Below are 23,601 nucleotides of genomic sequence, written 5' to 3'. Positions count from 1 at the left end.
CAGGGTGTGGGAGAGTAAGACACCGCCGACACATTATTTGAGAAGGGTCCCTTCTCTTCCGGTTACCCGGAAGAGAAGGGACCCTTTCTCCATTTCCGGCCCCGACACGTCGTCCTGTGGCGGGCGGTTCGGGTGTGATGCGGACTACAGTCGAGGCGTGGACCATGCCAAGCTCACGAGCGACCAGCGCACGCTGAAGCCTCGCAGCAGCGAGGTCACCGAAGGAATGGAGCGGGCCGCGGCGCGCGGGATGTTGCGCGCCGTCGGCATGCAGGACGCCGACTTCGCCAAGCCCCAGATCGGGGTGGCGTCCTCCTGGAACGAGATCACCCCGTGCAACCTCTCGCTGCAGCGCCTGGCGCAGGCGGCGAAGGAAGGAGTGCACGAGGCCGGCGGGTACCCGATGGAGTTCGGCACGATCTCGGTCTCCGACGGCATCTCGATGGGGCACGTCGGCATGCACTACTCCCTGGTGTCCCGGGAGATCATCGCGGACTCCGTCGAAACCGTGATGGAGGCCGAACGGCTGGACGGTTCCGTGCTGCTCGCGGGCTGCGACAAGAGCCTGCCGGGCATGCTGATGGCGGCAGCTAGGCTGGACCTGGCGTCGGTGTTCGTCTACGCCGGCTCGATCCTGCCGGGCCGCGTCGACGACCGCGAGGTCACCATCATCGACGCCTTCGAAGCGGTAGGGGCGTGTGCGCGCGGCCTCATCACGCGCGCCGAGGTGGATCGCATCGAGCGCGCCATCTGCCCGGGCGAAGGGGCCTGCGGCGGGATGTACACCGCGAACACCATGGCCTGCGCGGCCGAGGCCCTCGGCATGTCGGTGCCCGGGTCGGCCAGCCCGCCGTCGGTGGATCGGCGCCGTGACGCGGGTGCTCGCGAAGCCGGCCGCCTGGCGGTCGGCATGCTTGCTCGACAGCTGACCGCGCGGCAGATCCTCACGAAGGAGGCGTTCGAGAACGCGATCGCCGTGACGATGGCCTTCGGCGGATCGACCAATGCCGTGCTGCACCTGCTCGCGATCGCCCGGGAGGCCGAGGTCGACCTGCGGCTGGACGACTTCAACCGGATCGGCGACCGCGTTCCGCACCTGGCCGACGTCAAGCCGTTCGGCCGGTACGTGATGCCCGCGGTGGACCGGATCGGCGGCGTGCCGGTGATGATGAAGGCCTTGCTCGATGCCGGGCTGCTGCACGGCGACTGCATGACGGTGACCGGCCGCACCGTTGCGGAGAACCTCGCCGAGCTCGATCCGCCGGACCTCGACGGCGAGGTGCTGCACCGGCTTTCGAACCCGATCCACCCCACCGGCGGGCTCACGATCCTGCGCGGATCGCTCGCGCCGGACGGTGCGGTGGTCAAGAGCGCGGGCTTCGACTCGGCGAGCTTCGAGGGCACGGCGCGCGTCTTCGACGGCGAGCAGGGGGCGATGGATGCCGTGGAGGAAGGCACGCTGAAGCCCGGGGACGTGGTCATCATCCGCTACGAGGGGCCGCGCGGCGGGCCGGGAATGCGGGAGATGCTCGCCGTGACCGGTGCGATCAAGGGCGCCGGGCTGGGCAAGGACGTGCTGCTGGTGACGGACGGCCGGTTCTCCGGCGGGACCACGGGGTTGTGCATCGGGCACGTGGCGCCGGAGGCGACCGATGGCGGACCGATCGCGCTGGTGCAGGACGGCGATCCGATCCGCCTCGACCTCGCCAACCGGACCCTGGACCTGCTCGTCGGCGACGAAGAACTCCTGCGCCGTCGGGAGAACTGGTCACCGCCGGCACCGCGGTTCCGCAAGGGCGTGCTCGGCAAGTACGCGAAGCTGGTCGGCTCCGCGGCCGAAGGAGCGGTCTGCGAGTGATCAGGCTTGCAGGCCCTGCTGCGGCCGGGCCTGGAGCTGTTCCGCCATTTCCTTGGTGACCGGAGACGTCGTGCCGCACCAGGTGCAGGTCAGCGCGTACCGGGTCCTGGTCGGGAACAGCGGGATGAAGAACAGCGTGAACTTGGTGACGCCCTTGTTGAGGGTCGTCGCACACGTGCCGCGGCAGCCCGGGCAGGCGAGTCGCAGGGTGGCCAGCCGCTGGACGCTGCTCCGGAATCCCCAGATGATCACGTCTTCCTCCCCGCTGTGGTGTGCGATCGCCGATCGACGTTAGGGCAGGCGGGGGTTCGAACGGGGCGGGTTTGCCCGATCGCCGGCGAGTGGGCGTGATCACATCGAAAGCGAACGGCCTGTTCACTCCACCTATCGGCGTGAACAGGCCGTTCGCTTCACCTCGCCGGCGTCAGTCCCACTGGAGGGAGCCGCCGGACTGGTATTCGATGACCCGGGTTTCGAAGAAGTTCTTCTCCTTCTTCAGGTCCATGGCCTCCGACATCCACGGGAAGGGGTTGTCGGTCTCCGGGAACACCGGCTCCAGGCCCAGCTGGGCGCAGCGCCGGTTGGTGATGAAGTGCATGTACTGGGCGCAGAGCTCGGCGTTGATGCCGAGCAGGCCGCGCGGCATCGTGTCGCGCCCGTAGGCGATCTCCAGCTCGCAGGCCTCCGCCAGCATCCGCCGGATCTCGGCCTGGAACTCCTCGGTCCACAGGTGCGGGTTCTCCAGCTTGATCTGATTGATGCAGTCGATGCCGAAGTTCAGGTGGATCGACTCGTCGCGCAGGATGTACTGGTACTGCTCGGCGATGCCGACCATCTTGTTCCGCCGGCCCAGCGCGAGGATCTGCGCGAACCCGGTGTAGAACCACATGCCCTCGAAGATCACGTAGAACGCCACGAGGTCGCGCAGGAACGCCTGGTCGGCCTCGGTGCTGCCGGTGGCGAAGTCGGGGTCCTCCAGGCTGCGGGTGTACTGCAGCGCCCAGGCGTCCTTGTCGGCGATCGACGGGATCTCGCGGTACATGTTGAACAGCTCGCCCTCGTCGAGGCCGAGGCTTTCGCAGATGTACTGGAAGGTGTGGGTGTGCACGGCCTCTTCGAAGGCCTGCCGCAGCAGGTACTGGCGGCACTCGGGGTTGGTGATGTGCCGGTAGACGGCGAGCACGATGTTGTTGGCCACCAGGGATTCCGCGGTGGCGAAGAACCCGAGGTTGCGCTTGAGCAGCAGGCGCTCGTCGGCGCTGAGGCCGTCGGCGGACTTCCACAGCGCGATGTCGGCCTGCATCGAGATCTCGGTGGGCATCCAGTGGTTGTTGCAGCCCGCGAGGTACTTCTCCCACGCCCAGCCGTACTTGAGCGGGAGCAGCTGGTTGACGTCGGCGCGGGCGTTGATCATCGCCTTGTCGCCGACGGCGACGCGCCCGCCGGAGCGGTCGATCTCGCCGAGCCCGGCGGCCGGGGAAGGGGATTGCAAGGAGGTCATGCTGTGTTGCTCCAAGGAAATCGCGCGGTTCGAGTCCGCGCGTCGAACAGGACTTGACCCGGCCTCCGGCCCTCGGGTCCGCAATTTCATTGAGGTTTTTCCAGCCTCGTTGTGCGTGGCGGTGCGGGTAGCGGAACCTCAGAGGCTCCCTGGACTGTGGATGCCCTGTATGCCCAATACACGGTCCTCGCCGGGAGAACCCCGGAGGGGTGGGCACGGTGAACCCGCGGCGGTGCCGGTGTCGTAGGTGGGCTATGCGCCTACGGCGCATGCGACACCCCATCCGACCCGCGGCTCCGGCCCTCGGGTCCCGCAATTTCAATGGAAATCAGACCTTCGATTTCCATTGAAATTGCGGCGGGATGCCAGGGTGAGGGTTACTGGCAGGCTTCGCAGTCGGGGTCTTCGACCGAGCAGGCCGCGCCGGCCGCCGCGGTCGGGATCTCCGCGACCGGGACCGCAGTCGCGACCGGGACCGCAGTCGGGACCGCGTTGAGCTTGCCGTCGGTGCCGCGCAGGGTGCTCTTCTCCACGTGGGTCGCGCTGGTGGAGCGCAGGTAGTACGTGGTTTTCAGGCCCTTGTGCCAGGCGAGCCGGTAGAGCTCGTCGAGGGTGCGGCCGCTGGGCCGGCTGACGTAGAGGTTCAGCGACTGCGCCTGGTCGATCCACTTCTGCCGCCGCGCTGCGGCCTCCACCAGCCAGCGCGGCTCGATCTCGAACGCGGTGGCGTAGAGCTCCTTGAGCTCCTGCGGGATCCGCTCGATCGGCAGCAGGCTGCCGTCGTGGAACTTCAGGTCCGCGACCATCGCGTCGTCCCACAGCCCCACGCGCTTCAGGTCGGCGACCAGTTGCGGGTTGACCACGGTGAAGTCGCCGGACATGTTCGCCTTGACGTACAGGTTGCGGTAGACCGGCTCGATGGACTGGTTGACGCCGCAGATGTTGGAGATCGTGGCGGTCGGCGCGATGGCCATCACGTTGGAGTTGCGCATGCCATCGCGCACCACCCGGGCCCGCAGTGCCTCCCAGTCCAGCGTGGACGACCGGTCCAGGTCGACGTCGCCGTCGCGGGCCTCGGCGAGCAGTTCGAGCGAGTCGATCGGCAGGATGCCGCGGCTCCACAGCGAACCGTCGAAGGACTCGTAGCGGCCCCGCTCGGCCGCCAGCGCGCTCGACGCGGCGATGGCGTGGTAGCTGATCTGCTCCATGCTGCGGTCGGCGAACTCCACCGCCGCGTCCGACGACACCGGGATGCGCTGCACGAACAGCGCGTCCGCGAAGCCCATCAGCCCCAGCCCGACCGGCCGGTGCCGCAGGTTGGACCGGCGCGCCTCGGGGATCGTGTAGAAGTTGATGTCGATGACGTTGTCCAGCATCCGCACGGCGGTGCGGGTGGTGCGCTCCAGCTTCTCGGCGTCGATGCCGCCGGCCGTGACGTGCCGGGCCAGGTTGATCGACCCGAGGTTGCACACCGCCACCTCGTCGGTGCTGGTGTTCAGGGTGATCTCGGTGCACAGGTTCGAGGAGTGCACGACGCCGTTGTGCTGCTGCGGCGAGCGCAGGTTGCACGGGTCCTTGAAGGTGATCCACGGGTGGCCGGTCTCGAAGAGCATGGTCAGCATCCGCCGCCACAGCTCCACCGCGCGGACCCGCTTGAACACCTTGATCTCGCCGCGGTCGGCGGCCTGCTCGTAGGCGCGGTAGCGCTCGGCGAACGCCTTGCCGTAGAGGTCGTGCAGGTCAGAGGTCTCGTCCGGGGAGAACAGCGTCCACTGCTCGTCGGCTTCGACGCGGCGCAGGAACTCGTCGGGCACCCAGTTCGCGGTGTTCATGTCGTGGGTGCGGCGGCGGTCGTCGCCGGTGTTCTTGCGCAGGTCGAGGAACTCCTCGACGTCGATGTGCCAGGTCTCCAGGTACGCGCACACCGCGCCCTTGCGCTTGCCGCCCTGGTTGACCGCCACCGCGGTGTCATTGGCGATCTTCAGGAACGGCACCACGCCCTGCGACTTCCCGTTGGTGCCGTTGATGTGGGCGCCGATGCCGCGCACCGGCGTCCAGTCGTTGCCCAGCCCGCCGGCGTACTTCGACAGCAGCGCGTTGTTGCTGATCGAGTGGAAGATGCCGGACAGGTCGTCGTCCACAGTGGTCAGGAAGCAGGACGACAGCTGCGGCCGGGTGGTGCCGGCGTTGAACAGCGTCGGCGTCGAGCACATGAAGTCGAACGACGACAGCAGGTGGTAGAACTCGATGGCCCGCGCCTCGCGGTCGTCCTCCTGCAGCGCGAGACCCATCGCGACCCGCATGAAGAACGCCTGCGGCAGCTCGAACCGGGTGCCGTCGTGGTGCAGGAAGTACCGGTCGTAGAGGGTCTGCAGCCCGAGGAAGCCGAAGGTCAGGTCGCGTTCCGCCACCAGCGCGCCGCCCAGCCGCGCCAGGTCGAAGGCGCCCAGCTCCGGGTCCAGCATCTCCAGTTCGACGCCGCGCCGCACGTAGTCGGCGAAGTACTCCGGGTAGCGGGCGCGCATCTCCTCCTGGTCGGCCTCCTGCGGCTCGCCCAGGTAGCTCAGCGCCTCGCGGCGCATCCGGTCCAGCAGCAGCCGGGCGGTGACCTGCGAGTAGTTCGGTTCGGTCTCGATCAGCGTGCGCGCCGCCATGACCTGGGCCAGCGAGAGCTCGTCGTCGCTGATGCCGGTGTAGCCGGTGCGCCGCACCTCGTCGAGCACGGCTTCGGCGGACACGCCGGACAGCCCGGCGCAGGCTTGGTGGACCACAGTGGACACGCGGGTCCAGTCGTTGAGTGTCGCCGTCACGGGCTCTCTCCCTCGCGAGCTCGGCGGACCACGACGGCGTGCGAGGAGACCCGCGGCGGCAGCCGCTGGTCGTCCGCGCAGACCCGCCCTCGAGGCCCCGGACAGCACGCTTCGCGCGTGCACCGGTGGCAGGTCTTCGGACTCACGGGCGGCCTAGTGGTCGTGGCTTCCCAGGCTGTTCGCCCAGTGCTCTACCCGCTGCCGTTCGGCAGCCGGGTCACGACTTTCGTTCCCGTTCACCGCTGCGGGGCAGTCCCGGATTCGCACCGGGTTCCCTCTTGCCTCACCGGACGCCTCCGGTGAACCACCAGCGATCGACACACTACATGTTGGGTTCGGGGGCGGCGTGCATGGGCAGATAACGGCGTGGCGCGGTACCGGTCGACAGTCCGGGCGCGGTGGCCGAGACTGGGCGGCCGGGGGCTGGCGAAAGGGGACCCGGTGGACGAGGCGAAGCTTCGGTCGTTGCTCTCGGAGCTGACCGTGGCGGACAAGGCGCGGCTGCTGACCGGAGCCGATTTCTGGACCCTGCACCCGATGCCCCAGATCGGGCTGCGGTCGCTGGTGCTCTCCGACGGCCCGAACGGGGTGCGCGGCACGACCTGGGACGAGCGCGACACCTCGCTGCTGTTCCCGGTGGCGTCCGCGCTGGCGGCGACGTGGGACCGGGCGGCGGCGCGGACCGCGGGGGAGATGTTCGGCGACGAGGCGCGCCGCCGGGGCGTGCACGTGGTGCTGGCGCCGACCGTCAACGTCCACCGAAGTCCTTTCGGCGGAAGGCATTTCGAGAACTTCTCGGAGGACCCGCTGCTGATCGGCGAGATCGGCGCCGAGGTGGTGGCGGGCATCCAGTCGCGCGGGGTGGCCGCGACGCCGAAGCACTTCGTGGCCAACGACAGCGAAACCGAGCGGCTCGGCTACGACGCGATCGTCGACGAGCGGACGCTGCGCGACCTCTACCTCAAGCCGTTCGAGCGGATCATCGCGAAGGCTTCGCCGTGGATGCTGATGGCCGCCTACAACTCGGTGAACGGCACCACGATGACCGAGAATTCCGTGCTGGTGAACGACATCCTCAAGGGCGAGTGGGCGTGGGACGGCGTGCTCGTGTCGGACTGGTTCGCCACCCGCTCGCTCCGGGCGGCGGCGCTCGGCGGCCTCGACCTGGCGATGCCCGGGCCGAAAAGCCCTTGGAGCGGCGGGAAACTCGCGAAGGCCGTGGAGAAGGGCGAAGTTCCGGAGTCGGTGCTCGACGACAAGGTCCTGCGCGTCCTGCGGCTGGCCGACCGCGTCGGCGCGTTCGAGGACTCCGAGCCCGGCGGTGGTGGTCCGCCGGAGGAGGCCCGGCCGGTCATCCGGCGGCTCGCGGCGCAGGGATTCGTGTTGCTGCGCAACGAGGTCGTGTCCGATGCGCCGCTGCTGCCGATAGACTCGAAGGTCGCCAAAGTCGCTGTGATCGGCGAGAACGGCACTATCCCGGCGGTGCAGGGCGGCGGCTCGTCGCACGTCAGCCCGCCGCACGTGGTGACGCCGCTGGACGGGCTGCGGGCGGCGCTGCCGGACGCGGATGTGGTGTACCAGCGCGGCGTCCGGCACCGGCGGCTGCTGGACGTGATCCCGGGAGCGGAGGTCACCGATCCGGAGGGCGAGGGCGGCGGCCTGCGCGTCGACTACCTCGGTGCCGACGGCGAGGTGCTTGAAAGCGAATTGCGCGGCACCGAGCGGCTGCTGTGGCTCGGCGGGCTGCCTGCCGGGACGAAGTCGTTGCGGTTGCGGGGGAATCTCCGGCTCGACGTCGGTGAGCACGTGTTCGGGGTGAACGGAACCGGCGGCTTCCGCGTCGAGCTCGCGGGCCGGGAGGTCCTCGCCGCGGACGTGGTGCGTGCGGACGGGATCGACGATCCGATGGGCGACATGCTGGAGCCACCCGAGCAGCGATTCAACGTGGTGCTCGTGGAGTCGGACCTGGACGACGCCGGCCGGGCCGGGCTGACCGTGGAGTTCAACCCGCAGAGCCTCGATGCGCTGGTGGCGGTCGGAATCGGGCACCGCGCACGGGAATGGGACGACGCCAGCGAACTCGCGGCGGCCCTCGCGGTCGCCAGGGACGCCGATGTCGCGGTGGTCGTGGTCGGCACCAACGACGAGGTCGAGACGGAGGGCCGCGACCGCGACTCGCTGGACCTGCCCGGCGCGCAGAACGAGCTCATCCGCAAGGTCGTGGCGGCGAATCCGAACACCGTCGTGGTGGTCAACGCCGGCTCGCCGGTGCTCATGCCGTGGGCCGCCGACGTGCCCGCGGTGCTGTGGACCTGGTTCGGCAGCCAGGAGTACGGGGACGCGCTGGCCGATGTGCTGGTGGGCGAGGCGGAGCCCGGAGGCCGGCTGCCGACGACGTTCCCCGCTGAGCTCGCCGACGTCCCGGTCCCGCTGCCCGGCGTGCAGCCGGTGGATGGCGAACTGCACTACACCGAGGGAACCGTGGTCGGCTACCGGGCGTACGAAGACCGGGCCGTGACACCGGCGTTCCACTTCGGACACGGGCTCGGGTACACGACCTGGGAGTACCTGGAGGCTGTCGCCGAAGGCGAGGGCGTGCGGGTAAAGCTGCGCAACACCGGCGACCGAGCGGGACGCGAGGTGGTGCAGGTGTACGCCGCGGAGCCGCTGCGGCTGGCGGGGTTCGCCGTCGCCGAGGCCGAGGCGGGAGCCGAGGTGTCGGTGGTGGTGGCCGTCGAGCCCGGGGCGGGCGAGCTGCGCGTCGGGCGCAGCGCCGGCGATCTGCGGATCAGCGCAGCGAAGAGCCCGTGAGTCCAGTGGACCCACGGGCTCTTCTCCGGGTCACTTCTGGGCGAAGGCCTTCTGCAGGTCGTCCAGGACCAGGTTGGCGGCGATCGGGCCGAGGCCGAGGTACCAGGTGTCGTCCTGGACCTCGATGGCCTTGCCGTTCTTCACGGCGTTGAGGGTCGTCCACTGCACCGAGTCGACCACGTCGGTCATCTGCTGCTTGGCGCTTTCGCCGTAGGCGGCGAAGAACAGCTGGTCGCCGTCGGCCTGGGAGATCTGCTCGCGGCTGATCTTGGTGTGGGTCTGCTCGATCTGCTGGTTGTCGGGGCGGCTGAAGCCCGCGTCGGCCAGGATCGTGCCGATGAAGGAGCCCTTGCCGTACAGGCGGATGTCGCCGGGGATGAACCGCAGCATGCTGACCTTGCGGGCGGCCGGGTCGCCGACCTGCTTGCCGATGTCGGCGGCGCGCTGCTGGTAGGCGTCGAGGATCCGCTGCGCCTCGTCCTTCTTGCCCAGCGCTTCGGCGTCGAGCAGGAAGTTCTGCTTCCAGGTCTTGCCGACGGTCTCGGCGAACACGGTCGGCGCGATCCTGCTCAGCGCCTCGTAGTTCTGGTCGTCGCGGATCTTGCTGGACAGGATCAGGTCCGGCTGGAGAGCGGTGATCTTCTCCAGGTTGGGCGAGCCGATGGTTCCGACGATCTCGATGTCACCGGCCTTCTCGGCGAGGTACGGCTGCAGCGTCTTGTTGGCGTCCGGCAGCACGGTTCCGATCGGCTTGACACCCAGCGCCAGCACCGCGTCGAGTTCTCCGGTGTCCAGCACGACCACCCGCTGCGGGGTGCCGGTGATCTTGGTCTGGCCCTTGGCGTGAGTGACGATCCGCTCGGTGCCTTGGGGCGCGGGGGACTGCTCGGGGGTCGACGTGCCGCACGCCGCGGCGGTGCCGAGCGCGAGCACGGCGGTGATGACCGCGAGCAGTCGACGAGGACGGAACATGATGCTCCCTGCCTGTCCGGTTGGCTCCAAAAGTTTGGCAAGCCTAACCTGAACGGAGTAACGAAACCAGCATTGAGAGCGTTCTCACGCAGAGATCGCCGAGCTGCGATGATCTTGGCGTGGTAGAGGGGCGAATGTGGAGTCGTTGATCCCGCGCGAGCGGGCCGAAATCGCCCCGGGGGCGGTGCACGTGCCCGACTGGCTGGACGTCGAGCGGCAGCGCGAACTGGTCGTCGCGTGCCGGGAATGGGCGCGGTCGCCGGCGGGCCTGCGATCGGCGCGGCTGCCCAGCGGCGGCGTGATGTCGGTGCGGACCGTGTGCCTCGGCTGGCACTGGTATCCCTACCGCTACTCGAGAACGGTCGACGACGGCGACGGTTCCCCGGTCACGCCGTTCCCGGACTGGCTCGGCGACCTGGGGCGCAGAGCGCTGGCCGACGCCTACGGCCGCGCAGCGGAGGACTACCGGCCGGACGTGGCGCTGGTCAACTTCTACGACGCCGACGCGCGGATGGGCATGCACCAGGACCGCGACGAGCGGAGCCGGGAGCCGGTGGTGTCGCTGAGCCTCGGCGACAGTTGCGTCTTCCGCTTCGGGAACGCGGAGAACCGCAACAAGCCGTGGACGGACGTGGAGCTGTGCTCGGGTGACCTGTTCGTCTTCGGCGGGCCGTCCCGCCTGGCTTACCACGGGGTGCCGAAGACGTTCCCGGGCACGGGACCGGAGATCGGCATGGCGGCGGGCCGCCTGAACATCACCCTCCGAGTGTCCGGAATGGACTGAGGCGGCCCGCGACCCGTGCACTTCGTGTCGCTATGGCAGCACGAAGTGCGGGCCCGGCGAACGGAGCCCAGGCCGGGGTCAGAGCGTGGTCAGGAACATGTGGGCCATGCCCGATGACAGGACCAGTTCGGTCGCGGCGCCGAACCGGCGGCGGCCCGGACGGGGCCGCAGCAGATCGGTGCCGGCGAAGCCGGCGCTGAGCAGGCTGTAGATCAGCAGCACCCAAGCCACGAGCGGAAACGCGAAGCCGGCGGGAGGGGCGTCGAAGACGCCCGGAACGCCGCCGTGCGAGTGCCCGTGCGAGTGCCCGGAGGGCAACGAGAACGCCTGCGAAGCGGCGGAGTGAGGCCGCGAAGCGGCGAACATGTAAGCCATCGCCAACGAACCCACGAAGTGGTGCAGGTAGGCGAGAGCGGGGCGTCGGCGCAGCGCCAGCAAGCCCAGCCAGGCGGAGCCGGCGACGAACACGGTGGCCCACAAGCCGCCGGGGATCAGGGGAGGCAACAGCATGGCGCTCATCCCGACGCCCATCAGCGCGCGGGAGAACTCCAAGCTGCGATCGGAGCCGGAACCCCGGCGAAGCGCAAGAACCAACCGGACCAAGCAAGCCAGGGTCACCACGAAGACGAAGAAGCTGATCAAGGACCCGAAGAAGGCCAAGCCGCAGCAACCCCCGATCGGTAGCCAACCCCCAGATCCTTGGCCAAGAACCCCCACAAAATCCAGGTCCGACCGGGTACAACCCCAATCACCACCGGCAACCAAGCCGCAACGACCACCAACCCAGTCCAAGAGGACAAGAAGAGCAGTCATCCGACCCGAAGGTTCCCCAGTCCCCCCAGCGACGGCGAAGCCGAGCGGGAAGGTGACGTACCCCGCCAAGCGGAGAAGGTGAACCACCCAGTCCGAAGGATGCTTTATGGCCCAGGAACTACCCAGGCCCGGAAGCCCACCCAAGGCGACCCGAGAAACGAAAGCGACCACCGCACCGTGGGGGGTCTGGGGGGGCTCGGCCCCCCAAAACAATGACGAGATATGAAAAAAGCGAAACGCCCCGCGTAAGCAGGGCGTTCCGCATATCGAGTGCGCCAACAGGGACTCGAACCCCGAACCCGCTGATTAAGAGTCAGCTGCTCTGCCAGTTGAGCTATTGGCGCTGGCCTGTCGGTCAGTTCTGATCCGTTCGGTTTCGGTTTCCCGTTCCGGCCGGTCTCCCTGGCGACGTGGAAAACATTAGCACGGTCGTGTGGGGGTGCCGAACAGGGGGGTCGGTTTGGGTTCGGCGAGGTTGCCGGGGTGGGAACGCAACCTCGGGGTGGGGCGTTGCGTCTGTAGGGAGGGCGATCGGTCAGGGGCGATCACCCGGTGTGCATCTTGTGGTCCCTTCACACACTGTCGGGGCATTGCTGCACACTGTTCACAGGCGTAGTGGCGCATCGGATCGGACGGACTGTTGCCCATGAGGGAGTGGCGTAATTCGGTCGGGGTTCCCGTACGGGTTTCACGACTGTTGACAATGTTGATCTTCGGCTTGGTGGCGTTGCTCGTCGCCGGCTGCAGCGAATCGGGTTCGGGTGCCACTCCGGCGTCCGATGAGGTGCCGCCCGCACCAACACTGGAACTGGCGCCGCAGAACGGCGCCAAGGACATCTCACCGGCTGGGCCGATCAAGGCGACGGCGGTCAACGGCAAGATCGTCGAGGCCGTGCTGACCAACTCGGAAGGCGCGAAGCTGTCCGGTGCCATCGCGCCGGACGGGGCGAGTTGGACGGCGGGCGAGAAGCTCGGCTACGACAAGACGTACACGCTGTCCGTGACCGCGCAGGGGGCGAGCGGGCCTGCCATCACCCAGCAATCCACCTTCAGCACGGTCAAGCCCGGCAAGCAGACCTTCGTGTCGATGAACCCGCTCGACGGGCAGACCGTCGGCGTGGGGCAGCCGCTGGCCTTCTACTTCAGCGAGAACGCCCCGGCGCCGGACAAGGCCAAGGCCGAGGAAGCGATCAAGATCAGCACCGAGCCGGCCGTGGAGGGCGCCTTCTACTGGTTCGACAGCCGCGAGGTGCACTGGCGGCCGAAGGACTACTGGAAGCCGGGCACCAAGGTGTCGATCGACGTCGACGTGTACGGCAAGGACCTCGGCAACGGGGCCTGGGGCGAGGAGGACCGCAAGGCCGCCATCACGATCGGCGACGCGGTCATCCTGAAGGCGGACGGTGCCTCGCACCAGATGAGCATCGAGAAGAACGGCGAGGTGATCCGGACCATGCCGGTGTCGCTGGGCAAGCCGTCCTTCCCGTCCAACAACGGCGTGCACGTGGTCACCGAGCACCACGCCACGAAGGTGATGGACTCCTCGACCTACGGTCTGCCGATCGAGGCCGGCGGCTACCGCACCGAGGTGAAGTGGGCGGTCCGGATCTCCAACGGTGGCGAGTTCCTGCACGCCGCGCCGTGGTCGGTGGGCGACCAGGGCCGGAGCAACGTCAGCCACGGCTGCATCAACATGAGCATGGAGAACGCCAAGTGGGTCTTCGACCTGCTGAAGAAGGGCGACGTCGTGCAGATCACCAATTCCGGCGGGCCGAACCTGCGTTCCTGGGACGGTTTCGGGGACTGGCAGATCCCGTGGGACCAGTGGGTGCAGGGCAACAGGTGAGTTGGGCGTGAGCGGTCGTTCCCGGTGGTGCCGGGAACGACCGCTCACCCGAGCGACCGGGCAATGGAGAAAGGCCCCGTTCCAGCGGAACGGGGCCTTTCTCCATTGGGGTGAGTGACGGGAATCGAACCCGCGACACCTGGGACCACAACCCAGTGCTCTACCGACTGAGCTACACCCACCTCGGCCGCTCGGACCGGCCCTTTCGGGCCCCTTCCGGAGCAACGCTCACATAGTAGCGTGCGCTGTCACCGGGTTTTCCACCGGCTCCGGTTATCCCGGTGCGCGCTGGTCAGCGGCCGTTCTCCGGGGTCTCGCGAGCCTTGCCGGCGCCATCGCCGTTGAGCAGTTCGGCGGCCACCGCCTGGGCCTGTTCGCTGGTCGGCCCCGGCTGCGGGACGAACGCCGTCCGCCGGTAGTAGGCCAGCTCGCGGATGGACTCCCGGATGTCGGCCAGCGCGCGGTGCGCGAGGCCCTTCTCCGGCTGCGCGTAGTAGATCCGCGGGTACCAGCGGCGGCACAGCTCCTTGATGGACGACACGTCCACCATCCGGTAGTGCAGGTGGCTGTCCAGCCGCGGCATGTCGCGCGAGATGAAGCCGCGGTCGGTGGCGATCGAGTTGCCGGCCAGCGGCGCGGAACGGTCGGTCGGGACGTACTGGCGGATGTACTCCAGCACCAGCTGTTCGGCTTCTTCGAGGGTCACCTCGGAGCGGCGCACCTCTTCGGTGAGCCCGGAGCGGTCGTGCATGTCGCGCACCACGTCGGGCATCCCGGCGAGCACCTCGTCGTCGGCGTGGATGACGATGTCCACGCCTTCGCCGAGGATGTTGAGGTCGGCATCGGTGACCAGGGCGGCGATCTCGATCAGCGCGTCCTTGCCGAGATCGAGACCGGTCATTTCGCAGTCGATCCACACTAGACGGTCATTCACCCGAGGCAGCCTAACTCGCCACGGGACGTGATCGTGCAGCCGTGCCGGTCATGCCTCCAGGCGGGCGAGCAGCTCGCGCGGCACGACCTTGCCGGTGGCGTTGCGCGGCAGCTCGTCGAGGAACACCACATCGCGGGGCATGGCGAATTTCGACAGCCTGCCGCGGAGCCGGTCGCGCAGCTGCTCGGCGTCCAGGTCGCCCTCGGCGCGGAGCGCCACGAACGCCGCGAGCCGCTGCCCGAACTCGGCGTCGTCGACGCCGATGACGGCGGCCTCGGACACTTCGGGCATCCCGGCGATGGCGTCCTCGGTCTCCTTGGGGTAGACGTTCTCGCCACCGGAGATGATCATGTCGTCTTCGCGGCCGACGACGAACAACCGCCCGGCGGCGTCGATGCGCCCGAGGTCGCCGGTGGACATCAGCCCGTCGCGGATCTCCCGGCTGCTGCCGTTGGTGTAGCCCTCGAAGAGCATGTCGTTGCCCGCGAAGATCCGCCCGGTCGCGCCTCGGCGCACCGGTGTCCCGTCCTCGCCGAGGATGCGCACGATCGTGCCTCGCGGCGGCCGGCCCGCAGTGCTGGGAGCGGCGCGCAGGTCGTGCGGTGTCGCGATGCTCACCCACGACACCTCGGTGGAGCCGTAGAGGTTGTAGAGCACCGGCCCGAAGGCGCGCTGGAACCTGGTGGCCAGGTCGGCGGGCAGCGCCGAACCGCTGCTCGCCACGATGCGCAGCGCGTCGTGTCCGTACTTGGCGCGGAGCCGTTCGGGGAGTTCGAGGATGCGCTGCAGCATCACCGGCACCGCGAACACCGACGTGCACTGGTGGCGCTCCACGGCGCTGAGCGCGTGCTCGGGATCGAACTTGCGGTGCAGCACCAGGGTCGCGCCGAGCACCGAGCCGAGCTGGAACGCCGCGATTCCCCAGGTGTGGAACAGCGGCGCGCTGACCAGCACTCGTTCGCCGCTGTGCAGCGGCACCCGGGACAGGATCGACGCCGCGGGGGCCAGCCCCGCCGGATCGGGGCGGCGGGCGCCCTTCGGGGTTCCGGTGGTGCCGGAGGTCAGCACGATCATCCGGGAGTGCCGCCGCGGCCGGGGCAGCTGCTTGGCCGGGGCGGTGGTGATCAAGTGCTCGAGGGTGTCGTGGCGGGTGGTGCCCTCGGTCCACGCCAGCACGGCATCGAGGTCCTCGGGCAGGTTCGGCAGGTGGCTGCGGAACTCGGCGTCCAGGACGAGCAGGCCGACCCGCTGCTCGGCGATCACGTCGACGAGCTGGCGGCTGCTCAGGCCGGTGTTGAGCAGCACCACGTCGACGCCGAGCTTGGCGGCGGCGACGATCGTTTCGACCGGACCGTGGTGGTTGCGGCACAGCACGCCGATCCGGGTGCCGTCGGGGACGCGGTCGCGCAGGCCGTTGGCCAACCGGGTGGTGCGCTGCGAGAGCTCGGCGTAGCTGAGCGCGCCGCGCTCGTCGATCACGGCCGGGCGGTCGGCGTGGCGCACCGAGCCGACGGCGTAGGCCAGCGGCGGCGTGATGCCCCAGCGCCGCCAGGCGAGGACGACCCGCAGCAGCTTGTCCGGCCGGAGCGGGCTGATCACCCCCTGCTTTGCCAGGACGAACGCCGTGTGCAGGCCGGACGTTCCGCGCCCGAGGAGCGCGGCTGATCGTTGCCAGAACGTGCTCACGAGTCACCTCTCGGTCGCCAGGTTACCGGGAGTAGATAATGCCGTGAGCGGACAGCGCGGGGAAGGCCGAGATCACGAGAGCGGGGGCGGACCGTCGCCCGCCCCCGCTCTCGATGGGTGTTCACTCGAGGGTGGCGGCCTGCACGATCGCGTCGCGCAAGGCTGCTCTCAGTCTGCCGACCTCCAGCGGCGACAGCACCGCGGTCTCGCCCGGCGGGGTGATCAGCACGATGTTCCCCTGGTTGACGAACACCGACATGTCCCGACGTCTGCCGGCGACATCGCGGCAGCTCACATGCCACTGCTTGGTGGGCTCCACGATCCCTAGCCTCCCTGTTGCAGTTCGCGCGCTCTGCCTCCAGCGCGCGGTGTTGATCGAGGGACGCAGTTCGGTATGAACCGTGACGGTATATGCCCAAATCAGTCGCGGGAGTGGTTCAGGGCACATCTCCATCGGGCGGCCTGGAAACTCCGAGTGATCATTCACTTGAACGGCGGTTCCCGGAAAAGCAGAAGTCCGCAGCTCCGTTCGAAGCTGCGGACGTGACTTGGCGGGCTGGGGCTCAGACCGGGCGGACCACCAGGCCGTTGGCCTCGGCGGTGAAGGTGACCGCCGCTTCTTCGAAGTCGGCGATCGGCAGTTCGTCGCGGACCAGCCGGTGCGGCGCGTCGAAGGCCTCCACGCGGATCTCGCCGGTGCTCAGCGTGCGCTCCGGGAAGTCCACGCCGCCGACCTTGACCTCCAGCTCGCTGCCCTGCACCGCGATGGTCAACCAACCGCCGGGCACCGTCAGCTGCTCGCCGTCGTAGGTCAGGGTGAGCCGGCTGGCGGCGGGGTCCTCGGAGCGGACGGCGACGTGCGAGATCGCGACGTCGCGGTGGCCCGAGTCGCCGGCCAGGGCGATCACGTCCCGCGTGACCTCCTCGGCCGGGCCGTCGCCCGGCTTCGGCGTGAGCACCGGGGCGCGCAGCTCGGCGGCCACCCGGTAGGGCTGCCACGACCCGGCGCCGATCAGGTTGACCACCGCGGTGACGTCGACGTCGGCCAGCAGCCGGGTGCTGCCCGGAGCCGGCGTCACCTCGACGGCGGCGACGTCGCGCCGGTTCAGCAGCTCGCGCAGCGCCTTCGCGCGCTGCCTGCTGTTGCGGTCGAATCCGCGGGTGATCGCCACCGTCCCCGAACCGGCGGCCGCCACGGCGGCTTCGGTCAGGTCCGCCAGCGGGGCCCAGATCCGGGCGGGATCCTCCGGCCGGGGTTGCCGGCGGGAACGGGCGAAGCTCGGGGCATCGGTCGTGGTTTCCATCATCAACCACTTTAGTCCGCGATGAAGGGTCCCCTTGCCCGCCGGTGGGTGCCTTCTCGATGTGAATTCGATCGCTGTGCCGATTCCGCCCAGGTTCGGGTTCGGGTGGGCCGATCGGAGCAGGCGGACGGCTCGGCGATCGGAGTGGTCCGGCCGCCGAACGGTCTTGTCGCGCGGCGCACCTGGGGCAATGCTGGGGCGATCATCGAGGGGGGCGGGATGACCGAGGTGCACTTCCCCGAACTCGGGCGCAGGCGGGCCGGTCGCGATCCGGCGCGCGGCGTGCTGGTGTGCTGGCTGGTCGCGGACGGCAGCCGGGTGCGGGTGGGCGACCGGTTGGCGGAGATCCGGATGGGCGGCGATTGCTGCGGCCGGACGGTCGGCTGGGTTTCCGCGCTGGCCACCGGCACGCTGTGGCACCAGGTGCGACCCGGCGAGGTGCTCACCGCCGGCGTGGTGGTGGGCCTGATCGACTGAGGCTGCGGCAGGGCGGGCTCTTGCGTTTCGAAGCGCCGGAGGTGCTTGGCACCGCCACGCGGAACGAGTTCGGAAACAGCAAGGTGGGCGTGGTCGTGAGCCGGGCCCGGTTGTTAGGTTGGTGGCAGTGACGCGGGGTGCCCGGCTGCCGGGCTGAGAACAGACCCGTTGAACCTGACCTAGCTCGTACTAGCGGAGGGACGTCATGGTTCCCAATGTGCTGACCATCGCCGGCACCGACCCCAGCGGCGGAGCAGGCGTGCAGGCCGACCTGAAGACCTTCTCGGCGCACGGCGCCTACGGCATGTCCGTGATCACCGCGCTGGTCGCGCAGACCACCACCGGGGTTTCCGAGGTCCACGAGGTGCCGCCGGAGTTCATCACCGCGCAGCTGGTCACGCTGCTCGACGACGTGCGGGTGGACGCGGTCAAGATCGGCATGCTGGCCAACGCCGAGGTGATCCGCGCGGTGGTCGAGGTGCTCGACCGCTACGCGCCGCCGCACGTCGTGCTGGACCCGGTGATGGTCGCCAAGAGCGGGGACCGGCTGCTCGCCCCGGAAGCGGTCGGCGCGCTGCGCGAGGAGCTGCTGCCGCGGGTGGACCTGATCACCCCGAACCTGCCGGAGGCCGCGGACCTGCTGGGCGAGCCGGAGCTCACCGACCCCGCCGACATGCCCGCGCAGGCCGAGCGGCTGGCCGGGCTGGGGGCGAAGCAGGTGCTGCTCAAGGGCGGTCACCTCGACGGCGGGACCAGCGTGGACCTGCTGTACGGCGACGGGATCGCCGAGTTCCTCTCCAGCGAGCGGGTCGCGACCACCAACGACCACGGCACCGGCTGCACGCTGTCGGCCGCGATCGCCGCGCTGCGGCCGCAGCGCGGCGACTGGCTCGAAGCGGTGCGCGAGGCCAAGGAGTACCTGACGGAGGCCCTGCGCGCCTCCGACCGGCTCGACGTGGGCCACGGCCACGGCCCGGTCCACCACTTCCACCACTGGTGGTGACCTTTCGGGATTCCAAGCTCGTTTTGCGTGGCGGTGCACGTAGCGGAACCTCAGACGCCGTCTGGACTGTGGGATCCCCGACTTATGTATGACCAATACACGGCATCGGGGCTGTCCTCGCCAGACGACGTCTGAGAACCCGCGGCGGTGCCGGTTGCGTAGGTGGGCTAAGCGGCTTCGTCGCTTAAGAACAAGAGCCAAAACCGACTTCCCGAACACCTGCAGAGCCCTGAGCACAAGGGCTTCCACACGCTACGAGAGGTTCTGATGAGCAAGCTGCCCGCTCCGCCCGCCGACGGTTTCTGCGCCAAGGCGTGGGCGCACACCGCCGATCTGCAGCAGGCGATCGTCGAGCACCCGTTCAACGCCGCGCTGACCGACGGCACCCTGGACCGCGACCGCTTCGCGTTCTACATCGTGCAGGACGCGCGCTACCTGGTCGGTTTCGCGCAGGCGCTGGCCGCCGCCGCGACGCGCGCCGACAACGCCGAGGACGCCGCGTTCCTCGCCGGCGCCTCGCAGGGCGCGCTGGTCGAGGAGCGCCGGTTGCACGCCGGGTACGTCGCCGAGTTCGGCCTGTCCGACGCCGAGATCGCCGGGATCGGCACGTCCCCGTCCTGCCTGGCCTACACCTCGTTCCTGCGCGCGAACGCGCTGACCGAGGCGTATCCGGTGCTGCTGGCGGCGATCCTGCCGTGCTTCTGGGTGTACCAGCACGTCGGCACCGCGATCCTGGAGGCCACCGGAGGCGCCGAGGGCCACCCGTACCGGGCGTGGATCCAGACCTACGCCGACGACGAGTTCGCCGCGGCCGTGCTGACCGCCCGCGGCCTCACCGACCGGGTCGCCGAGGCCGCGGACGAAGAGACCCGGCAGCGGATGCTCGAAGCGTTCACCCGGGCAACCGAGTACGAGTGGCTGTTCTGGAACAGCGCCTGGATCAAGGAGGAATGGCCCACCGCGCGCTTCCTCGGCTGAGGATTTCCCGGCTCGTCCGCGCCGCGGCGCAAGTCGTGCGGGCGGACCGGGCGGCAGCGGGCCGGCGGGCGAAACCCGTTGCGAGGCGGGAAGAATCCACGCCGAATCGATGTGACCGGGCGCACATGTTGCACCGCTAACGTATCGTGCGGTGCAGCGATGCTCTCTGCGAGACGCCCGTCCGGGCGAGGAGCAAAGCGTGGATTCTTCCACCCGTGGACGGAGTTTCGTCGGCCGTGGGCACTTCTCTTCTGATCGTCATCGCGGGCATGCTGGTGCCCGTGCTGGCGGCTGCGCCGTTCTACATCGCCGACCGCCGTCGGCAGCGCGAAGACACCGCCGGCGGCGAGGAGTAGATCAGCGCCCGTAGATCGCCTTCGCGAGTTCTTCCTTGGCCTGCTTCAGTTCTCGCAGCACGTCGGTGACGAATCCACCGCTGGTCGGCATGGCCGGGACCCGCAGTCCTTCGCTGAGCGTCCAGCCGGAACCGCGGTCGATCAGCGACCGGTGCTTGTTGGTGTAGTAGCCCGAGTTGATCGACACCGCGACCCCGTGCGCCCCGGCCGCCGCGGCCATCAGGTGCAGGTGGAACCGGCTGGACAGCCAGCGCTGCCCGGCCGCCGCGGGCAGCCCGGCGTCCATGATCTCGGCGAACGGGTAGAACCGGGCGCCCGGCAGGTCGTGCTCGACCAGCGCGAAGACCTCGCGGTCCACCCGCGGGATGCCCTCCACGATGCCGACCTGCTCGGGTCGCACGCCCCATTCGCTGAGCGTGTCCAGCAGGAACCCGGCCAGCGCGGGCACCGTCACGTCGAGCAGGTCCGACTGCAGGCACACCATGACCTCGCGCAGATCGTCGTCCCGGTACAGGCCGGGTTCGACGCCGAAGAACATGTCGTCGCCGGTGTGCGAGGCGGCGCCGGCCAGCGCCACCGACGGCTCGTCGCGCACGTCGACGACGTCGAACTGCGCGGTGAGGTTGCGCAGCAGCGGCTCCGCTTCGGGCGCGACCGGCCAGAAGCCCTGACCGGTCATCACGGCCCGGCCGCCGGATCGCCGGGTCGCCGCCACCGCGGCCGCGAGCAGGCCGAGGTGGCGCGGCCAGATGCCGTTGACGAACCCGCCGCCGATGACGTGCACCAGGTCGACCCGGGCGGCCAGTTCGATGCCCGCCACCCAGCGCGGCGCCAGCCCCGGGTTGTCGATCGCGTGCTGCACGAACGACGCGACCTCCCACGGGCCGTCGGACGGGGCTTCCCAGCACAGCCGCCAGAACGTGTCGGTGAACCGGACTCGCGGGTGCAGGTGGCCGAGCAGCACGTCGCTCGGTCCGGGGTTGGGGCAGTCGACCCAGATCTCGCTGTCCGGCGCGACGCGCGCCAGGTGCTTCAGCCAGGCCGCGGCGATCAGTTCGTCCCCGTAGTTCGGATGTCCGGTGGTGGCGACGAGGTAGATGGTCGGCGGGTTGGTCAACAGTGGGCTCCAGCCTTCGGGTGCCGAGTCCCTTTCGAACGTAGCAACGAGGCGGCCCCGAAGGCCGGGGCGAGTGAGATCTCGCACCCGGCTCTCGCCACTGGTACCAATTAGGTTGGGCTAACTTGGAGATGATTTCGGGATGGGGTTGCGTGGCGGTTCGGGTAGCGGAACCTCAGACGCCGCCTGGACTGTGGGATCCCCGACTTATGTATGACCGATACACGGCGTCGGGGCTGTCCTCGCCAGACGACGTCTGAGAACCCGCGGCGGTGCGAGTCGAGTCCCACACCACATGCGGCTGACGCCGCATCCTGAAAAGACCTCATAACTTGGGAGGCGTCTTGACGATTCGATCGCAGGCGAAGGTGGGCACCGACAAGCCGGCCCGCTACGCCAAGCAGTTGTCCGCGCACCTCGGCCGGAAGTGCGAGGTTGCCGAGGAGCCGGAAGGCATCCGGATCACCCTGCCCGCCGATCGCGGTGCGGGCAGCTGCCTGCTGGTGAGCGAACCGGACGCGCTCGCCCTGCGCGCCGAGGCGGAGAACGCCGAGGTGCTCGACCGGGTGCAGGACGTGATCGGCCGTCACCTCGAGCGGTTCGGTCAGCGCGACGAGCTGAAGGTCGACTGGACGAACGACTGAGCATTAACATTCGCTCGCTACAACAGGTAGGGCATACACAAGTCGGGGATCTCACGGTCGAGACGGCGGCCGTAGCTCCCGCAGGGGGCCGCCACCTGCACCGCTGGGCAAAACGCCCCGGAATTGCACTATTCCTTGCCGATGTCGTCGCGGAGCCGGGCCAGCCGCTGGCGGGAGCGGTTGAACTTGGCCTCGAAGTGCTTCTCGAACAGGTCGGTCGGCAGCTCCGGGATCTCCACCGGCTCCGCCGCGCGCTGCTGCGGCGCGACCGGTACCGGCCGGGGCTCCTCGGGCTTCGGCTCGGGCTCCGCCCGATCGGGGCTCGGCCGCCGGGCGACGACCGTCGGCGAGGCCGACCTGGCCGGGGCGTCCGGCGTGCGCAGCGCGTGCTTGCCCTTCGGTGCGATCGCCGCTTCGGAGACACCGCTCTCGGCGAGACGCCGGTTCGCCCGTTGCAGCAGCGGCCAGAAGATCAGCGTGGCCAAGGCGAAACCGGTGACGAACATCAGCACGAGCAGGTCCACGAGGTGCTCCGATCAGCTCTGCCGGGCGGGTCCGGGGTGCGGGGCGGCGCCGTTGGTGCGCGCCCGTTCGATGGGGATGGTGTAGGTCTGCACGTCCTCGCGCTGTTCGGGCAGTCGCACCGGCTGCTGCTCGACCAGCACTTCCTGGGTGACTTGCCTGGTCTCGTCGTCCGCGATGCTCGGCGCCGTGTTCTGGCTGCGCAGGTCGGCCGCGGAGTCGTCCAGCAGCCGGCGGGCGTTGTCCATCGCCGCCAGCACCGAGGTGCGCATCTCCTCCAGCCGGAGCTGCTTGGTGCGGATCTCCTCCAGCGCAGCCAGCCGCCGCTGCTCGGTTTCGGCGTCCCACTCGCCGCACTGCCGGCGGGTGTCGGCGATCAGCGCGTCGGCCTCCTCCTGGGCCTCCGACATGGTCCGCTTGTACTCGTTGCGGATGTTCTGCCGCAGCCGGTGTTCCCGGGAGCGCAGATCGCTGGCCTTCTGGTCGTGCTCGCGGTGCAGCCGCGCGCGCCTCGATTCGACGTCCGTGACCAGCTCGCTGCACTCGTTGCGCAGCTCACCCGCGGCTCGCTCGGCTTCGCCGATCAGCTCGCGCGCCTCGGTCTCCGCGGTGCCGCGGATGATCTCGGCCTGCCGCCGCGCCCGATCGCGCAGGGTCTGCACCTCTTCTTCGGCGATCGAGAGCATGTTCTGCACGCGCTGGGAGGCGGCGGGCAGTCCGGTGTCGGAGGACTCGATGCGCTTGAGGCGCTCCTCGGCGGCGTCGAGGCTGCGGCGGGTGTCGTCGCAGAGCTTCCGGAGGTCGGAGTTGAGCTGCGCCGCTTCGTTGCGGTCGATGGTGACCAGTCGCAGCTGGTCTTCCAGCAGTTCCAGGTGCTCGATGACCTGGTGGCGGTTGAAGCCTCGGACCTGGATGTCGAATCCCGGCCGGAGGGGCACGACAGAGTCGGCGTCTTCCATTGGTGAACTCCTCTCCGGACGGTGCGGCCGATTCGATAGCTCGGAGAGTAGGGGCGATGGTGGGTGCTCGCCCAGCGGAAAACAACGATCATCACCGGATCAGGTACTGATGATCAGGCGATCAAAACGCCATCGCACTCTCAGTGATCGTGACGCGGATTCGTCCATTGTGCTCATTTCGCACGTTCGGTGACGAGTCCGGGCCGGCCGCGTCCCGGGATGCGTC

At 69.2% G+C, this 23,601-nt stretch carries 20 protein-coding genes, 2 tRNA genes and 2 riboswitches; of the genes, 8 read left to right on the top strand and 14 right to left on the bottom strand.

The window, feature by feature from the left end; translation table 11 throughout:
• Window positions 1–157: 157 nt before the first annotated feature.
• Window positions 158–1,858 carry a dihydroxy-acid dehydratase gene (gene ilvD / locus AC07EQ_RS14845; RefSeq protein ID WP_478388492.1) on the top strand — a complete coding sequence of 567 codons (1,701 nt, stop codon included), beginning with the start codon at window positions 158–160 and terminating at the stop codon, window positions 1,856–1,858.
• Here ilvD and AC07EQ_RS14840 read toward each other — a convergent pair whose 3' ends face one another.
• The 3 genes from AC07EQ_RS14840 to AC07EQ_RS14830 all read right to left on the bottom strand — a co-directional run bounded on the left by AC07EQ_RS14840 (window position 1,859) and on the right by AC07EQ_RS14830 (window position 6,169).
• Window positions 1,859–2,110: a zinc ribbon domain-containing protein gene (locus AC07EQ_RS14840; RefSeq protein WP_478388491.1), complete on the bottom strand. Its 252-nt coding sequence runs from the start codon at window positions 2,108–2,110 to the stop codon at window positions 1,859–1,861.
• Window positions 2,111–2,282: 172 nt separating this feature from the next.
• Window positions 2,283–3,449: a ribonucleotide-diphosphate reductase subunit beta gene (locus tag AC07EQ_RS14835; RefSeq protein ID WP_478388490.1), complete on the bottom strand. Its 1,167-nt coding sequence runs from the start codon at window positions 3,447–3,449 to the stop codon at window positions 2,283–2,285.
• A gap of 287 nt (window positions 3,450–3,736) precedes the next feature.
• A complete protein-coding gene (locus AC07EQ_RS14830) occupies window positions 3,737–6,169 on the bottom strand; it encodes a ribonucleoside-diphosphate reductase subunit alpha (RefSeq protein WP_478388489.1) in 2,433 nt (810 codons plus the stop codon).
• Window positions 6,170–6,279: 110 nt separating this feature from the next.
• Window positions 6,280–6,493: riboswitch (cobalamin riboswitch) on the bottom strand.
• A gap of 117 nt (window positions 6,494–6,610) precedes the next feature.
• On the opposite strand from AC07EQ_RS14830, the gene AC07EQ_RS14825 reads away from it, so the two are divergent.
• Window positions 6,611–8,980, top strand: coding sequence for a glycoside hydrolase family 3 protein (locus AC07EQ_RS14825; protein WP_478388488.1), 2,370 nt, complete (start codon window positions 6,611–6,613; stop codon window positions 8,978–8,980).
• Window positions 8,981–9,010: 30 nt separating this feature from the next.
• On the opposite strand, the gene AC07EQ_RS14820 is transcribed toward AC07EQ_RS14825, so the two are convergent.
• Complete coding sequence (locus AC07EQ_RS14820) at window positions 9,011–9,952, bottom strand: ABC transporter substrate-binding protein (RefSeq protein ID WP_478388487.1); 942 nt, start codon at window positions 9,950–9,952, stop codon at window positions 9,011–9,013.
• A gap of 136 nt (window positions 9,953–10,088) precedes the next feature.
• On the opposite strand from AC07EQ_RS14820, the gene AC07EQ_RS14815 reads away from it, so the two are divergent.
• Window positions 10,089–10,736, top strand: coding sequence for an alpha-ketoglutarate-dependent dioxygenase AlkB family protein (locus tag AC07EQ_RS14815; protein WP_132494037.1), 648 nt, complete (start codon window positions 10,089–10,091; stop codon window positions 10,734–10,736).
• 78 nt (window positions 10,737–10,814) lie between these two features.
• On the opposite strand, the gene AC07EQ_RS14810 is transcribed toward AC07EQ_RS14815, so the two are convergent.
• Both AC07EQ_RS14810 and AC07EQ_RS14805 read right to left on the bottom strand, forming a co-directional pair.
• On the bottom strand, window positions 10,815–11,288 hold the full coding sequence (locus AC07EQ_RS14810) for a DUF5134 domain-containing protein (protein WP_478388486.1): 474 nt from the start codon (window positions 11,286–11,288) through the stop codon (window positions 10,815–10,817).
• Between the two features lie 532 nt (window positions 11,289–11,820).
• A tRNA-Lys gene (locus AC07EQ_RS14805) sits at window positions 11,821–11,893 on the bottom strand.
• 359 nt (window positions 11,894–12,252) lie between these two features.
• Between AC07EQ_RS14805 and AC07EQ_RS14800 the strand changes: the two genes are divergently transcribed.
• Entirely contained in the window at window positions 12,253–13,395 is a 1,143-nt protein-coding gene (locus AC07EQ_RS14800; protein ID WP_478388485.1) for a L,D-transpeptidase, read from the top strand.
• A 106-nt stretch (window positions 13,396–13,501) separates the two neighbouring features.
• Here AC07EQ_RS14800 and AC07EQ_RS14795 read toward each other — a convergent pair.
• From AC07EQ_RS14795 to AC07EQ_RS14775, 5 genes are all read right to left on the bottom strand, one after another.
• A tRNA-His gene (locus tag AC07EQ_RS14795) sits at window positions 13,502–13,577 on the bottom strand.
• Between the two features lie 110 nt (window positions 13,578–13,687).
• A complete protein-coding gene (gene orn / locus AC07EQ_RS14790) occupies window positions 13,688–14,329 on the bottom strand; it encodes an oligoribonuclease (RefSeq protein ID WP_478388484.1) in 642 nt (213 codons plus the stop codon).
• A gap of 48 nt (window positions 14,330–14,377) precedes the next feature.
• Window positions 14,378–16,015 (bottom strand): AMP-binding protein, encoded by a 1,638-nt coding sequence (locus AC07EQ_RS14785; RefSeq protein ID WP_478388483.1) that lies wholly within the window; start codon window positions 16,013–16,015, stop codon window positions 14,378–14,380.
• A 121-nt stretch (window positions 16,016–16,136) separates the two neighbouring features.
• Window positions 16,137–16,334 (bottom strand): hypothetical protein, encoded by a 198-nt coding sequence (locus AC07EQ_RS14780; protein ID WP_478388503.1) that lies wholly within the window; start codon window positions 16,332–16,334, stop codon window positions 16,137–16,139.
• Window positions 16,335–16,578: 244 nt separating this feature from the next.
• Window positions 16,579–17,319 (bottom strand): hypothetical protein, encoded by a 741-nt coding sequence (locus AC07EQ_RS14775; protein ID WP_478388482.1) that lies wholly within the window; start codon window positions 17,317–17,319, stop codon window positions 16,579–16,581.
• Window positions 17,320–17,424: 105 nt separating this feature from the next.
• Here AC07EQ_RS14775 and AC07EQ_RS14770 point away from each other — a divergent pair, with 105 nt between their 5' ends.
• The 3 genes from AC07EQ_RS14770 to tenA all read left to right on the top strand — a co-directional run bounded on the left by AC07EQ_RS14770 (window position 17,425) and on the right by tenA (window position 19,777).
• Entirely contained in the window at window positions 17,425–17,796 is a 372-nt protein-coding gene (locus AC07EQ_RS14770) for a hypothetical protein (protein WP_478388481.1), read from the top strand.
• 123 nt (window positions 17,797–17,919) lie between these two features.
• Window positions 17,920–18,014: riboswitch (TPP riboswitch) on the top strand.
• Entirely contained in the window at window positions 18,002–18,799 is a 798-nt protein-coding gene (thiD, locus tag AC07EQ_RS14765; protein ID WP_358576195.1) for a bifunctional hydroxymethylpyrimidine kinase/phosphomethylpyrimidine kinase, read from the top strand. Its footprint overlaps the riboswitch before it by 13 nt.
• Before the next feature lie 267 nt (window positions 18,800–19,066).
• Window positions 19,067–19,777 (top strand): thiaminase II, encoded by a 711-nt coding sequence (gene tenA / locus AC07EQ_RS14760; RefSeq protein WP_478388480.1) that lies wholly within the window; start codon window positions 19,067–19,069, stop codon window positions 19,775–19,777.
• Between the two features lie 357 nt (window positions 19,778–20,134).
• Here tenA and AC07EQ_RS14755 read toward each other — a convergent pair whose 3' ends face one another.
• The gene (locus AC07EQ_RS14755) at window positions 20,135–21,250 is read right to left on the bottom strand and encodes a polysaccharide pyruvyl transferase family protein (RefSeq protein WP_478388479.1); all 1,116 of its coding nucleotides are present in this window, start codon (window positions 21,248–21,250) and stop codon (window positions 20,135–20,137) included.
• A 344-nt stretch (window positions 21,251–21,594) separates the two neighbouring features.
• Between AC07EQ_RS14755 and AC07EQ_RS14750 the strand changes: the two genes are divergently transcribed.
• Entirely contained in the window at window positions 21,595–21,894 is a 300-nt protein-coding gene (locus tag AC07EQ_RS14750) for a DUF2218 domain-containing protein (protein WP_478388478.1), read from the top strand.
• Between the two features lie 128 nt (window positions 21,895–22,022).
• Here AC07EQ_RS14750 and AC07EQ_RS14745 read toward each other — a convergent pair whose 3' ends face one another.
• Complete coding sequence (locus AC07EQ_RS14745; protein ID WP_478388477.1) at window positions 22,023–22,418, bottom strand: hypothetical protein; 396 nt, start codon at window positions 22,416–22,418, stop codon at window positions 22,023–22,025.
• A gap of 12 nt (window positions 22,419–22,430) precedes the next feature.
• Window positions 22,431–23,375 carry a hypothetical protein gene (locus AC07EQ_RS14740; protein WP_478388476.1) on the bottom strand — a complete coding sequence of 315 codons (945 nt, stop codon included), beginning with the start codon at window positions 23,373–23,375 and terminating at the stop codon, window positions 22,431–22,433.
• Window positions 23,376–23,601 lie beyond the last annotated feature (226 nt).

This window comes from Saccharopolyspora sp. NPDC045839, from assembly GCF_056431645.1.
The sequence above is the reverse complement of the archived record's forward strand: the minus strand, read 5'-3'. Positions and strand labels throughout refer to the sequence as shown.

What these genes read in the sequence shown, in the direction of transcription:
- AC07EQ_RS14835 (WP_478388490.1), bottom strand. Translation starts at nt 3,449, where the DNA reads ATGAAATTGCGGACCCGAGGGCCGGAGGCCGGGTCAAGTCCTGTTCGA.
- AC07EQ_RS14820 (WP_478388487.1), bottom strand. Translation starts at nt 9,952, where the DNA reads ATGTTCCGTCCTCGTCGACTGCTCGCGGTCATCACCGCCGTGCTCGCG.
- AC07EQ_RS14800 (WP_478388485.1), top strand. Translation starts at nt 12,253, where the DNA reads ATGTTGATCTTCGGCTTGGTGGCGTTGCTCGTCGCCGGCTGCAGCGAA.
- AC07EQ_RS14775 (WP_478388482.1), bottom strand. Translation starts at nt 17,319, where the DNA reads ATGGAAACCACGACCGATGCCCCGAGCTTCGCCCGTTCCCGCCGGCAA.
- thiD (WP_358576195.1), top strand. Translation starts at nt 18,002, where the DNA reads ATGGTTCCCAATGTGCTGACCATCGCCGGCACCGACCCCAGCGGCGGA.
- tenA (WP_478388480.1), top strand. Translation starts at nt 19,067, where the DNA reads ATGAGCAAGCTGCCCGCTCCGCCCGCCGACGGTTTCTGCGCCAAGGCG.
- AC07EQ_RS14740 (WP_478388476.1), bottom strand. Translation starts at nt 23,375, where the DNA reads ATGGAAGACGCCGACTCTGTCGTGCCCCTCCGGCCGGGATTCGACATC.